12 protein-coding genes are annotated in these 13,655 nt (G+C 59.7%); 6 read left to right on the forward strand and 6 right to left on the reverse strand.

The genetic code is table 11. The features are described from left to right. Positions 1-55: 55 nt before the first annotated feature. A complete protein-coding gene (glyS, locus tag QML71_RS13180) occupies positions 56-2,140 on the reverse strand; it encodes a glycine--tRNA ligase subunit beta (RefSeq protein ID WP_282012389.1) in 2,085 nt (694 codons plus the stop codon). 1,288 nt (positions 2,141-3,428) lie between these two features. On the opposite strand from glyS, the gene mnmG reads away from it, so the two are divergent. Both mnmG and QML71_RS13190 read left to right on the forward strand, forming a co-directional pair. Then, positions 3,429-5,333, forward strand: a complete 1,905-nt coding sequence (gene mnmG / locus QML71_RS13185; RefSeq protein ID WP_282012390.1) for a tRNA uridine-5-carboxymethylaminomethyl(34) synthesis enzyme MnmG — start codon at positions 3,429-3,431, stop codon at positions 5,331-5,333. A gap of 5 nt (positions 5,334-5,338) precedes the next feature. Further along, on the forward strand, positions 5,339-5,569 hold the full coding sequence (locus QML71_RS13190) for a DUF4911 domain-containing protein (protein WP_282012391.1): 231 nt from the start codon (positions 5,339-5,341) through the stop codon (positions 5,567-5,569). Positions 5,570-5,921: 352 nt separating this feature from the next. On the opposite strand, the gene QML71_RS13195 is transcribed toward QML71_RS13190, so the two are convergent. Together QML71_RS13195 and QML71_RS13200 are read right to left on the reverse strand one after the other, a co-directional pair. Further along, positions 5,922-6,440: an adenine phosphoribosyltransferase gene (locus QML71_RS13195; RefSeq protein ID WP_282012392.1), complete on the reverse strand. Its 519-nt coding sequence runs from the start codon at positions 6,438-6,440 to the stop codon at positions 5,922-5,924. A 76-nt stretch (positions 6,441-6,516) separates the two neighbouring features. Beyond that, positions 6,517-7,257 (reverse strand): LysM peptidoglycan-binding domain-containing M23 family metallopeptidase, encoded by a 741-nt coding sequence (locus tag QML71_RS13200; protein ID WP_282012393.1) that lies wholly within the window; start codon positions 7,255-7,257, stop codon positions 6,517-6,519. 123 nt (positions 7,258-7,380) lie between these two features. Here QML71_RS13200 and QML71_RS13205 point away from each other — a divergent pair, with 123 nt between their 5' ends. Further along, complete coding sequence (locus QML71_RS13205; RefSeq protein ID WP_282012394.1) at positions 7,381-8,586, forward strand: FG-GAP repeat domain-containing protein; 1,206 nt, start codon at positions 7,381-7,383, stop codon at positions 8,584-8,586. A 91-nt stretch (positions 8,587-8,677) separates the two neighbouring features. Here the strand turns inward: QML71_RS13205 and QML71_RS13210 are convergent, their stop codons facing one another. Next, on the reverse strand, positions 8,678-8,863 hold the full coding sequence (locus QML71_RS13210) for a DNA gyrase inhibitor YacG (RefSeq protein WP_282012395.1): 186 nt from the start codon (positions 8,861-8,863) through the stop codon (positions 8,678-8,680). A 589-nt stretch (positions 8,864-9,452) separates the two neighbouring features. On the opposite strand from QML71_RS13210, the gene QML71_RS13215 reads away from it, so the two are divergent. Further along, complete coding sequence (locus QML71_RS13215) at positions 9,453-11,303, forward strand: ExeA family protein (protein WP_282012396.1); 1,851 nt, start codon at positions 9,453-9,455, stop codon at positions 11,301-11,303. 13 nt (positions 11,304-11,316) lie between these two features. On the opposite strand, the gene QML71_RS13220 is transcribed toward QML71_RS13215, so the two are convergent. Both QML71_RS13220 and QML71_RS13225 read right to left on the reverse strand, forming a co-directional pair. Beyond that, entirely contained in the window at positions 11,317-11,778 is a 462-nt protein-coding gene (locus QML71_RS13220; RefSeq protein WP_282012397.1) for a DsrE family protein, read from the reverse strand. Positions 11,779-11,899: 121 nt separating this feature from the next. Next, complete coding sequence (locus QML71_RS13225) at positions 11,900-12,274, reverse strand: hypothetical protein (protein ID WP_282012398.1); 375 nt, start codon at positions 12,272-12,274, stop codon at positions 11,900-11,902. Positions 12,275-12,357: 83 nt separating this feature from the next. Between QML71_RS13225 and QML71_RS13230 the strand changes: the two genes are divergently transcribed. Continuing rightward, positions 12,358-12,846: a hypothetical protein gene (locus QML71_RS13230; protein WP_282012399.1), complete on the forward strand. Its 489-nt coding sequence runs from the start codon at positions 12,358-12,360 to the stop codon at positions 12,844-12,846. A gap of 122 nt (positions 12,847-12,968) precedes the next feature. Continuing rightward, on the forward strand, positions 12,969-13,559 hold the full coding sequence (locus tag QML71_RS13235) for a hypothetical protein (RefSeq protein WP_282012400.1): 591 nt from the start codon (positions 12,969-12,971) through the stop codon (positions 13,557-13,559). The last annotated feature ends 96 nt before the right edge of the window (positions 13,560-13,655 follow it).

The raw sequence follows: 13,655 nt of genomic DNA on the forward strand, positions 1-13,655 counted from the left end.
CCTATAGGATTAATCGGAAAAACGGGCCTCAGGGTAACCAACCCGCATTTTCATTTCAACTTTTTTTGACGACAATTCTGGAAAAATCAGCCAGTTGCGAAAACAATCCGGAAACCGCCTTCAACAAGGCCATGCGGTTCTGCCTGAGCGCCGCGTCGTCGACGTTGACCATGACGCCGTCGAAAAACCGGTCCACCGCCGGTTTGATCTCAACGATCTTCGCCAACGCCGACGAATAATCGCGGATGTTGAGACAGCTTTCCACCGTCGGCTGCATGGCCTCCCACTGCGCATACAGTTCCCGCTCCGGTTCCTCCTTGAGCAGTGCGGCATCGACGGCATCCGGCACCTGCCCTTCAATGATGCTGGCCACGCGCCGGAAGGCGATGGCGAGGGTCTCGAAATACGGCTGCTTTTTGAGGTCGGACAGGGCGACGGCCTTTTCCCGGATATCCTTGAACGAATCCACCCGCGTGCCCAGCACGGCGTCGATGACGTCGTACTCGAACCCTTCCTGCGTCAGCAACGTTTTCAACCGTTGCGAAAACAACTCCAGGCAATGGTAACGGATCTTGTCCTCCGCCAGCTTCGCCTTGCCGCCCAGAATGGCGATGCCACGGTCGATGAGCCACTCCAGACTGGTCTGCAAATCGTATTTCAACAATATCTGGATGATGCCGAGCGCGTTGCGGCGCAGCGCGTAGGGGTCTTCGGAACCGGAGGGGATCAACCCGACGCCGATGCAACTGACGATGGTGTCCAGCTTGTCGGCGATGGCCACCAGCGCGCCGGTCATCGTCGAAGGCACGCTGTCCCCGGCGAACGCGGGCTTGTAATGCTCCTTGATGGCGGTGGCCACGTCTTCGCCTTCGCCCGCATGCAGCGCATAATAGCCGCCCATGACGCCCTGCAACTCCGGAAACTCGTACACCATCTGCGTCACCAGGTCCGCCTTGCACAACATCGCCGCGCGCTGGGTGGCCTTGGCATCGACGGGCAGAACCTGCCCCGGCTGAATCTCCCCGGTGAGCGCGGTGACGAGGGCCTGAATGCGTTCGGTGCGTTCATACACGGTGCCCAGGTCCTTCTGGAACACGACGCCGTTCAGTTCCTCGACAAACTCTTCCAGCTTGTGCTTCCTGTCTTCATCATAAAAGAACCGCGCATCGTCGAGCCGGGCGCGCAACACGCGCTGGTTGCCCTGCCGGATCAACGTGCCGTCCTCGGTCTTCATGTTGCTGACGGCGAGGAAGTACGGCAACAGGTCATCGCCCTTCCATACGGGAAAGTATTTCTGGTGGTGCTTCATGGTGATGACCAAAAGCTCCTGCGGCAACTCCAGGTAACGCGCCTCGAACTCGCCGCGCAGCGTCACGGGATACTCGACGAGATAGGTCACCGTGTCGAGCAGTTCGGTGTCCTCGCGAATGGCGCCGCCGACCTCCGAGGCCAATTGATCGAGCTGTTGGCGGATGCGTTGCAGGCGCGCCGTGGGATCGACCACCAGGCAGTGCGCCTCCGCCTGCTTCAGGTAGTCGTCGAAGCCGGTGACGGGGAAGGCGTCGGGCTTGAGGAACCGGTGCCCGCGCGAGGCCGTGCCCGCAGCGATGCCGCCGAACTCGAATGCGAGCGGCTGGCTGTCGAACAACGCGACGATCCAGTGCACCGGCCGCGCGAATGCAAGCTTGCCATCGGCCCAGCGCATTTTTTTGGGAAACGGGATCGAGCCGAACAGCTCCGGCAAGTAGGCGTTCAAAATGTCCGCCGTCGGCTGGCCCGTTTTCGCCACGCGGGCGCAGAGCACCTCGCCTTTCGGCGTGGCCTCGCGCGTCAGTTCGGAAACCTCGATGCCCTTGCCCTTGGCGAAACCGATGGCGACTTTCGTGGGGTTGCCCTCTTCATCGTAGGCGATGTTGACGCTGGGGCCCAAGTGGGTCTCGACCACGTCCTCCTGCCTTGCGGCGATGTCCGGCACGCACACGGCCAGGCGGCGCGGCGTGCCCACCCACACCGGCTTTCCGGCGTGCAGGCGGTGCTTCTCCAGGTAATCGGAAAGCTGCCCCGACAGGTGCTTGAGCGCGGGCTCGATGTAGCCGGCGGGGATTTCCTCCGTTCCGATTTCGAAAAACAATTCGGGCATGACCTTAACTTTCAAGGAAGTGGATCGGGTGAGCGTCGCCGCACATTAAACCGCCAATCCCCGACAAAGTCAACGCCGGGCGTGGCCCGGAGCAAACGGGCCGGGTTACACCCGGAGGCAACGGGCCGGGTTGCACCCGGAGGCAACGGGCTAATGCGTTGAGGGCGAACGATGGTCCGTGGGCGCGGACTGCATCCGAGGCAGATGCTAGTACGTTGAGGGCGAACGATGGTCCGTGGGCGCGGACTGCGTCCGAGGCAGATGCTAGTACGTTGCGGGCGAGCGAGGGTCCGTGGGCGCGGACTGCGTCCGAGGCAGATGCTAGTACGTTGCGGGCGAGCGAGGGTCCGTGGGCGCGGACTGCGTCCGAGGCAGATGCTAGTACGTTGCGGGCGAGCGATGGTCCGTGGGCGCGGACTGCGTCCGAGGCAGATGCTAGTACGTTGCGGGCGAGCGAGGGTCCGTGGGCGCGGACTGCGTCCGAGGCAGATGGCTAGTACGTTGCGGGCGAACGAGGGTCCGTGGGCGCGGACTGCGTCCGAGGCAGATGGCTAGTACGTTGCGGGCGAGCGAGGGTCCGTGGGCGCGGACTGCGTCCGAGGCAGATGCTAGTACGTTGCGGGCGAGCGAGGGTCCGTGGGCGCGGGCTGCGTCCGAGGCAAATGGCCGGGCGTGGCCCGGACCGGTTCCCCCTTGTAAGGGGGGCTAGGGGGGTTTTTCCTTAATCTCTCATCCTGAGCATCCGCGAAGGATTTTAATGAGGAAAGTCATCGATCACCCTCACCCCACCCGTCACTTAAGAAGTGCTTCCGTCAAGGGAGAGGGAGTTTTAAGGGTCCCTTCTCCCCTCGCGGGAGAAGGCTAGGATGAGGGGATTCCAATGCCCCCTCCTTTTCAAGGAGGGGATACAGGGGAGGTTACCGATGCCTCTTCCTCACTTCCCTCCTTGCCAGAAATCCAATGGGAACCACAGATGAACACAGATAAGACAAAGGTGTTCATATTGTTGTATGATAAACGGTTTCGCAGTACCCTTGATGCTTGGAAGAAAAGGAGGGAAAGCAGAGATTCTTCGTCGCTTTTGCTCCTCAGGATGACAGCGGGCGTAGTCTGTCCCAAACGAGACTGTCGATTCTCGTTCGCCCACCGGGCATTGCCTGTTGCTTCCCGGCTCAGCCGGGTTTATCTGTGTGCATCGGTGTTCATCTGTGGTTGATTCTTTTTTGTTTTATTATTAAGGAAAAACCCCCCTGGCCCCCCTTACAAGGGGGAAGGAATTGGAAGTTTCATGAAACGGTATGACGTCATTGTGATTGGAGCCGGGCACGCCGGCTGTGAGGCGGCCCTGGCCTCGGCGCGCATGGGGTGCGATACCCTCCTGCTCACGCTCAACCTCGACAACATCGCCCTCATGCCGTGCAACCCCGCCGTCGGCGGCGTCGGCAAGGGCCACATGGTGCGCGAGATCGATGCCTTGGGCGGCGAAATGGCGAAGGTGATCGACGCCACCGGCATCCAGTTCCGCATGCTCAACGCCTCGAAAGGCCCCGCCGTGCAGGGCAACCGCGCCCAGGCGGACAAGCACGCCTACAAAGCCGAGATGCGCCGCGTGCTGGAGACGCAACCCAATCTCGACATCGTCATGGAAGAAGCGGAAGAACTGCTGGTGCACAACCGGACGATTCACGGACTGCGCACCGCCGGGGGCAATGAGTATTACGCAAAAGCCGTGATCATCACCACCGGGACGTTTTTAAAGGGCCGCATCCACATCGGGCTCGAACATTACGCCGCCGGGCGCATGGGCGAGCAGCCGTCGAACAAGCTCTCCGACTCCTTCCTCGCCTGCGGCTTTGAAGTGGGACGGCTGAAGACCGGCACGCCGCCGCGACTGCGCGCCGGGTCGATCGACTTCTCGGTGTGCGAGGTGCAGGACGGCGACCCCGACCCGCAACCGTTTTCGTTTTCCACCGACTCCGTCCAGCATCGTCCACAGGTGCCGTGCCACATCACCTACACGAACGACCGCACGGCGGAAGTCATCCGCGCCAACATGCACCAGTCGCCGCTCTACAGCGGCGTCATCGAGGGCATCGGCCCGCGCTACTGCCCGTCGATCGAAGACAAGCTGGTGAAGTTCCCCGACAAGGCGTCGCACCATATTTTTCTGGAGCCGGAGGGGCTCGACACCGACTGGGTGTACCCGAACGGCATCTCCACCTGCCTGCCTGAGTCCATTCAGCAGGAGTTCGTGCGCACCATCCCGGGACTGGAGCGGGCGGAGCTGGTGCGGCCGGGTTACGCGGTGGAATACGATTTCATCCCGCCGACGCAGTTGAAACCGACGCTCGAGACCAAACGCGTGTCGGGCCTGTTCCACGCCGGGCAACTGAACGGCACCTCCGGTTACGAGGAAGCGGCGGCGCAGGGCCTGATGGCGGGCATCAACGCGGCGCTGAAAGTGCAGGGCAAACCGCCGTTCGTGCTGACGCGCATGGACGCCTACATCGGCGTGCTCATCGACGACCTCGTCACCAAGGGCACGCTGGAGCCGTACCGCATGTTCACCTCGCGCGCCGAGTACCGATTGTTGCTCAGGCAGGACAACGCGGATCAACGCCTGATGGCGAAGGGCCACGCGCTGGGGCTGATCGCCGACGCCACGCATGCCGCGTGCATCGAGCGTCACCGCAACGTGGCGGAGGAGATCGACCGCCTGCGCACGGCCACCATCGTGCCGGACAAGCTGACCAAACCGAAGCTCGCCCTTTTGGGCATTGACAATCTCAAGGGGCCGACGTCGTTGAGCGACCTGCTGTGCCGTCCGGACGTCACGCACGCACGGCTGACGGAAACGTTTGAGGCTGTAAAGCCGGTGCCGGAGGCGGTGGCGAAGCAGGTGGAGATCGAGGTCAAGTACGAGGCCTTCATCCAGCGCCAGAACCACCTCGTCGAAAAACAGAAGAAGCTCGAAAACTACGTCATCCCGAACGATCTTTCTTATAGCGACATCGCCGGGTTGTCGCGTGAGGAAATGCAGAAGCTGGAGAGCATCCGTCCGGCGACGCTCGGCCAGGCCTCGCGCATCTCCGGGGTGACGCCTGCGGCGGTGACTCTGCTCATGCTCATGCTGGAGCGCCGCGCGCGCGGCCGCTCCGCTTCCGCCGGCAACGCCAACGCCCCCGCCGCGTGACTTCCATGCATCCACCGCACGCCGATTCCCTGCAATGGATTCTTGAAGTGGACACGAAAGACATCGCCTACATCGTCGGCCTGTTCGAGGCTTACGACGGCCTCGCCGTGGTGCGCACGCTCGATCCCGCACGCGGCCACATCGAACTCATGATCGCCCCGGATTTTGAAGAAGACGTCGCGGGCGTCGTCGATGCTCTCTCTAAAGAAATCCCCGTACAGATTTTATCGCAATAAGCTCTTTGCCCAACCCACCTGAAATATTCTTCACTTTACTGGGAAGGAAATTCATTGGCTCCCCCTTCTCCGAAGGGCCGGGTAACACCCGGAGGAAACAGGATGTATTTGAGATTGGGCCCTCAGATCACCGTTCGCTGGGAGAGCAGCACCCGGTTTCCTCCCCTCGTAGAGGGGCTTGCGGGCTTGTTCCTTTTCGGTATGCTCCCTTGAGCGCAAGCGAAAGGGCACTGTTTGAAGGGTTCAATTAGATGTATCGAGATCCTTCGCTGACGCTCAGGATCACAGAGGAGGAATCCCCCTAACCCCCTTTACAAGGGGGGACCGGCTGGCACCCGGAGGCGGATGTTATCTAGTAACTGATCAGCGAATAGGTGGGGATGTTTTTCATTTTCTCGCGGCCGTCGAGGAAAGACAGTTCCATTAGAAACGTCACTTCCACCAGCTCGCATTTGAAATTGTCCTGCAACAACTCCAGCACCGCTCCCATGGTGCCACCGGTGGCGAGCACGTCATCGATGACCAGCACCTTCTGCCCCGGATCGATGGCATCCTGGTGCACCTCGATGGTGTCGGTGCCGTATTCCAGGTCGTAGGTTTTGCTGAAGGTTTTGTAAGGCAGTTTGCCCGGTTTGCGGATCATCACGCAGCCCGCGCCGATGGCGTAGGCCACGGCGGCGGCGAACACGAAGCCGCGCGCTTCCACGCCGACCACGGTGTCGATGCCGCGGTTCGCGTAGCGTTCCTTCCACATTTCGATGACGCGGTTGAACGTGTCGGAATGGTTGAGCAGCGGTGAGATGTCTTTGAAAACGATGCCTTCCTTGGGGAAGTCCGCGATGTCGCGGATGTATTCTTTGATCTGCTGCATGCCGTGTTTTCTCCTCTCAATCGATGGGCCGTTTGAATGCGGGCGGGCGAAAACCGAATGCGGGATTGTAGCCTATTCAGGGCAGATATAACAGGGGGTCTTTGGGATGCGTGTCGTTGCGCACTTCGAAATGCAGGTGCGGTCCGGAGGCGCGGCCGGTGGCGCCGACCTTGGCGATGATCTGCCCCTTCGTCACCTGCTGCCCCTTTTCCACCAGGTTCTTTGAGTTGTGCGCGTACACCGTGGTCAGGTGGTTGGGATGCTTGATGATGACCATGCGGCCGTAGCCGGTCGGCCCCCACCCGGAAAACTTCACCCGCCCGTCGGCGGCGGCGAACACCGGCGATCCGGTTTGCGCGCCAATGTCGATGCCTTCGTGCGTGCTGTGTCCGCGCGGTCCGAAGCGCGAAGTGATGACGCCATCCACCGGCCAGATGAGGTACTTGGCAAATGCCTTGCGCGCGGCGCGTTTGGACAGCGGTTTCTTTTTGGAAGAGAACGTTTGTTTTCCGGAAGGCGTTTCTTTCTGCGCGTAGCCCACCGTCGGCGGCACGTGCAGCACCCGATCGACACCCGGAATCCACAAATGACGCCCGGCGCGCAGTTGCGTGGGGTCCTGCAATCCATTGACCCGCGTCAGCACCCGCACCTTCACCCCATAGGCCTGGGAGATGGAAAACAGCGTCTGTCCCTTGGTCACGGTGTGGTACACGCCGCGCGGCGCCGGATACCGCCAGGCATCCAGCACGCTGCAACTGGAAAGAAACAGCACGGCGGCTGACAGGGCCGCCATTTTCAGCAAACGGATAGGGTCCATCACGCGCAATCAGTTTATAAGTAATTGAAATCACTAAAATTATACCATTGGGCGGCAAGCTGTCAAGCTGCTTATCCCACTTTACAAGCGGTTGAACTTTCTGTATATATGAGGAACTGTTGGTTGCCTGAATTGATCAATCCCGAATCTGGGCCGGTTCTCCGGTTTTTCAATATCGTGTCTCACCGCTTTTTTTCGTTTTTCGCCCTCACCCTTCTGTTGCTGCCGTTCCTGACCGGATGCGATGCCGCCGGTCCGCGCGCTCAGGACCCGGACCCGTTCCACATGCCCACCATGTACGACGTGGGCAGGAAGCCCTCGACCGTGGTCACCCACGACATGAACAACGACGACTTCCCCGACGTGCTGGTGGCCAATTCGCAGGACAACAACATCATGTTCTTCGAAGGACAGGGCGACGGCACCTTCAAGGACCCTGTCACCATGGGCACCGGCCGCGAACCGATGGCGCTGGCGGCGGCGGATTTCAACGGCGACGGCATCGGCGACATCGCGGTGTGCAATTACGGCGACGGCAACCTTTCGATCTTCATGGGGCAGAAGGATGGGCTGTTCGTTTCAGCGGGCACGGTGAAAGCGGGCAAGCTGCCGATCAGCATCACCACCGGCGATTTCAACAACGACCGCAAGGTGGACCTGGTGGTGTCGCTGCGTTTCGACAAGCTGATCATTTTCCTGGGCAACGGCGACGGCACGTTCAAGCTGGCGGAAGCCTACAAGGCGCACAGCCTGCCGGTGCGTGTGGTGGTTTCGGATTATGACAGCGACGGCAACCAGGACCTTGCCGTTGCGTTCAACGGCGTGCGCACGAATTACATCCGCCTCTTCTTCGGCAACGGCAATGGCACCTTCGCGCCGCCGAAAACCATCAAAGGCGGGCATCAGGCCAAGTACATCGCTCAGTACGACATGAATAAAGACGGCCACATGGATCTCGTCGTGTCCAGCCCCACCACCGACAGCCTGACGCTGTTTCTGGGCGACGGCAAAGGCGGGTTCCGCCAGACGGAAGAATTCGCCGCCGAGAAAGGGCCGCGCCACATCGTGCCCGGCGAGTTCACCGGCGACGGCGTGCCGGACCTGATGATCTGCAACGAACGCGACAACTCCGTGAGCCTGTTGCAGGGACGCGGCGACGGCACCTTCATCTACCCGCACTTCAACTATCCCGTCGGCCGCCATCCGTGGGCGATCACCGGCAGCGACTTCAACAAGGACGGCCTCAAAGACATCGCCGTCATCCTGTACGACCAGGCGGTGCTGGAAATCCTGATGCGCAAAATTCCGGCCCGCAACATCCAGTCCTGACAAGGTCAGTCCTGAGCGGGCCCCACCCGCCTGGACAAGGCCCGTTTGGACAAGGTCCGTTCGGGTCCGGCTCGGTCCCTCTCCACTCACTTCAATTGTTTTCGGGGTCCGCGTCGGGCAAGGGCGGCGTGTCCGTGTCCGGGATGGCATAAGCACCGTCCAGCCACTTGCCGAGGTCGGCCAGCCGGCACCGCTCCGAACAGAACGGAAAGAACGCGTTGCCGTCTTTCACAACGTTCTTTTTGCAGGTGGGGCATTTGAGAGATGAAGGGCTCATGGTGTTTCGATCCATTACAAAATTCAGGGCCGTGTGACTCCGCCCCCAAGTGTGCCGCAATGTCCTGCCTTCACGCAACCCCCACAGGCCTTGGCCAAAGTGAAATTTCTGCCGTTTACCTCCCCTCCTTACCAAGGAGGGAATTAAGGGGAGGTTTTGGTGACTCCTTCCGCTAACTTACCGAAAAAGCAACCCCACCCCAGCCCTCCCCTTGGTAAGGGGAGGGAGTGCTTGAGGTTCCTTCTCCCATGGTGGGAGCACTCCTTGAGCGACAGGTCAGGATGAGGGGAATTCATGACCCTTCCTTTGCTCAAGTAGCGTTCAAACCGTTGATTGACTCCCCGAATCCAAGTTATACCAACCCTCCCTTAAAATCGACGAAGCGCTAGATCAAAAAAAATCGTTAAAAATCAATCAGTTAAAATTTATTTTCGGTTTACATCCCCGCTAAACCTTTGTATAGTAATGCATTATTGAATTAGCGCCTGAATAAGCCATAACTCACTGATTTTAAAAAATTTATGTGACTGCGCGGGTTGCCGCGACTCCCTTTTATCGATATCCTCAACCGGCCACCGGAACTGCACTCATGGGCCAACCGCACGAGCTGGATTCGTACCAACTGCTGGACGCACTGTCCGCCGGCAAGCTGAATGACGGGCTGCCGAACGGCAACGCGGGCGCGGACACGCCGCCGCCTGCGTCCGAGGGCCCCCGCCGCCGCCAGACCTATCCGGAGTTTTTCGGCTTTCGTGAGAAACCGTTCGACCTGACGCCCAACCCGGATTACCTGTACCTGCCGCACCGTCACAAGGAAATGCTGGCGGCGCTGTTGATGGGCCTCGAAGAAGGCAAGGGTTTTTTAAAACTCACCGGCGAGCCGGGCACCGGCAAGACCACGCTCTGCCGCAGTTTCCTGAAAAATCTCAAAGGCCATTACCGGTTCGCCTGCATCAACATCCCGGCGGTGGACGGCATCGAGCTGTTGCAATCGCTCAACCAGCAGTTCGGTCTGCCCGCCGAATCGACCCGCAAAAAGGAATTGATCCACGACCTGTCGCGCTTTCTGCTGGCGGAGCACCGCGCCGGACGCCGCACGGCGGTGCTCATCGACGAGGCCCAGAACCTGGATGCCGCCGTGTGGGAAGAGATCCGGTTGTTGTCCAACCTCGAAACCGAAACCGAAAAACTGATCCAGTTCATCCTGATCGGGCAACCGGCGCTCGACCGCTGTCTCAACAAAAACGAGTGGCGCCCGGTGCGCCAGCGCATCGCGCTGCAACGCACGTGGACCGCATTCAATCGCGACGAGACGCGCGGCTACATCCATTACCGCCTCCAGCATGCCGGCGGCAAAGGCAAGGTGTTGATCGACGGCCGCGCTTTCGATTGCATCTACCGCACCTCTCAGGGTGTACCGCGTATGATCAACGCGCTGATGGATCGCGCCCTGACCATCGCCCACCGTGAACGCATCAAAAAAATTTCGGCGAAACTCATTCGCCAGGCGGCGGACGATCTCGGCGGCCTCGAGCTCGCCCCGTCCTTCCTGCAGAAATGTTTCAAAGCGCTGCTGGGACTGATATTGCTGGCGCTGGTGGGGGCGACGGGATTGTTTTTCGCGGTGCGCGATCAGGTGGACTGGCAACCGGCGTGGGGCATCGACCTCGACCCGGTGATCCAGCACAACCTGTTCAGCCCGCGCCCGGCGGGGAAACTGGTCACCGCCCCGCCCCAACCGGCAACGCTGCAACCGGCGGCCAGCCTGCCGGTGCGCACGTCTTCCGGCGCCTACCGCATCGTCCACCCCGGCCACCTGCATGGCTACTTTTCAACCCTTACGGGAGAAGAAAGCGAGGCCTACGCGCAACGCTGGCTGTTGAAAACCTGGGGGGCGGCACCGGACACCATTGCGGCGCTGAAAGAAATCGGCTGGCAAACCCTGCAAACCGAACACGCGCTCCATACACTCAGCCTGAACGCCAACCTCGAGCGCCTGACCATGCTGAATCACCCCGCGCTCATCACCCTCGACCTGGGGGGGACCACCGGCCGCCACCGCGTGACCTATCTCGGGCGCATCGGCAACGTGGGTCTGTTCGGATCGAAAGACCTGTTGCAGATTCCGCTCGGCCTCATCGATCCCGTCTGGGACCGCAAGGCGGAATTGTTGTGGAAAAATTTTGAAGGGTTGCCGGAGACGATGCGCCGCAATGACGAAGGCGAGACGGTGCTGTGGCTGCAACGCCAACTGCACACGCTCGGGTTTTTCGACGGACTCGAAGCACCGCTGTATGGTCCCCAAACGGAACAGGCGGTGAAACGGTTCCAGCAGGCGCACCGGCTGGAAACAACCGGCCGCCTCGACCCCGAAACGCAACTGTTGCTGTACAACCAACTCACCACCTACCCGACACCCCGATTGGCGAAAGGGGAATGAGGGCAAGGAATCGCTACGGTTTGATGTAGAGGTATCCCTGTTCCTGCAAATCGGCGATGCGTTTGACCGCCACCGGATGCTCGGTGGGAATGACCCCGGCCAGCAACTGTTCCAGAGGCGTTCCGAACAGCTTCATCGACACCTGGCACATTTCCGGCTCCACGCCCAGGTCCATCACCGTTTGGGTTTTTGACTTCAATTCCGGATCGACGGCATCCTTGTCAAACAACTTCAACGCCGGACCGTGCACCACGACCTTGACGTCGATCTTGTCCATGCCGCCTTCCGCTTCGATGTGTTTCTTCACCAGCGCCATGGCGTACTTGGCGACCGCCACATCACTGCCATCGATGTGGTACAGCACCTTCAGCTTGCCGTCCGCCGTGCGGTGCGATCCCATCTCCGCCTGCGCGGAAACGGTGAATCCGAAAATCAGAATTCCAGAAAGAAAAAATACGGCCAAAGGAAAACGCATTGCCTTCATCCATACATGCATCGCAAGACCTCCAAAAAAGATGATTTGCCCATGCGGGCGTTCGCTTCCCCTTCTGTGTGTGTTGCTTCGATTGTATCACCGCGGACGGTGACGAATGCAATCAGGATTTCGGGATGGACGGCAGGTCGTTGAAAGAAAGCGTGGTGCCGGGGTAGGCGTGTTTCAGCAGCAGGTCGATGACCTGGCGGACGGCGGCGACGTGGTGCTTGCGTTCGGGCATGCCGTCGAAATGCGGGTCGTCGATTTCAATGGTGATGGCGCCGGGGCGGGTGTAGTTCAGATAAAACGCGCCCAGTGGACGAAACTGTTCCAGCGGCTGGTCGTCGCCGCCGGAGTTGACGATGACCATGTGGGTGTCGGTGCCCGGCGTGGTGAACACTTCGAACAGGCCGCCGTTTGTCACGTTGTGGTGGCAGCAGTAGCTCAGTATCCGCTGAACGTCTTCGATGGATGCTTCTCTATAAACTTCATGCATGGCAGAGCCTCTGGGTTATACTGGGATTATGCAGGGGGCATGGCCTCTTTTCAAATTTAATCCTCTTTTGAGGGAAGCACGCCATGGGCTTGTTTGGATCGGAAGCGATCATCGAATGGTCGCTGGAAGGCCGCAACCGCAAAAGCGCGGCGAAGCTGATCGATAGCATTTGCCGTGTCGCCAAAAACGGCGGCGGCACCGTGCCCTTGGAACCGTTTCTGCACATCCTCGAGTTCGATGCGGCGGATATCAAACGCATCGTCTCGCAACGCGAAAAACTCATCGTCAAATGTCCCCAAAAGCCCGGTAGCCCGCTGGACGGCACCTTCTTCAATCGCGGCAAGGCCATGCAGAACCCCATCCCGCGCATGGAAATGATGAGCGCGGTGATGAAGATCGAGCGCATCGTGCAGGGCCGCTTCCAGGCGCAAAGCAATTTCCTGCGCCTGACGAACGTTCAGGGCATGACGGTGTTCAAGGAACTGCTCAAACAAGGCAACGGCGAATCGGTCAACATGTCGTACAAGGTCGAGCGCCTGCTGCTGAAACCGCAATCCCTGACGATTTTTTGAACGGACCCCCGCACACGCCCGCCCGCACCGCTTTCGCGGCTCCCCTCCATGCCGCTTGCCTTGCCGGGAATATGATATCTTAAAGGTATCCCATTAACCTGTTACCCCGCACGAGCGAAATCATGGAAGATACAATTCAACTCCTCATCGGCAAGATCAAAGATCTGGAAAACCAGTTGCAGAAAGAAATCGACATCCGCCAGGAAAAGTTTTACTACCAGATCAAGCGCAAGCGCGTGTACTTCGAAAAGCAGATACGTGAACAGCACAAACTGCTGATGAAAACCGTGTACCGTTACCTGCGCGAGGCGCGCATCCTGCCCGTTGTCACGGCGCCGGTGATTTATTCCCTCCTGATCCCTGCGGTGCTGATGGACCTGATGATCTCCGCCTACCAGGCCATCTGCTTTCCGGTTTATGGCGTGCCCAAGGTGAAGCGGACGGACTACATCGTGTTCGACCGCCAGTACCTGCGTTATCTCAATGGGATCGAAAAATTCAATTGTGTTTATTGCGGATATTTCAACGGATTGATCGCCTATGTGCGGGAAATCGCGGCACGGACGGAGCAGCACTGGTGCCCCATCAAGCACGCCCGCAAGGTGAGGGATTTGCACAACCGCTACAAATATTTTCTGGACTATGGCGACGGCGCCAGTTACCGCGAACACGTCGAAAAAATTCGACGCGACTTCAGCGACCTCGAACAATAGAATGAGATTTTAAAAAAGGAACCGCCCGAAGAGCGGTCCCTTCAGCACCCATCCGGCAACCCCTTCCCGAGGACGCTTCGGTGAGGAGGTGGGAAG

It is taken from the genome of Nitrospina watsonii (genome assembly GCF_946900835.1).
Classification (GTDB): domain Bacteria; phylum Nitrospinota; class Nitrospinia; order Nitrospinales; family Nitrospinaceae; genus Nitrospina; species Nitrospina watsonii.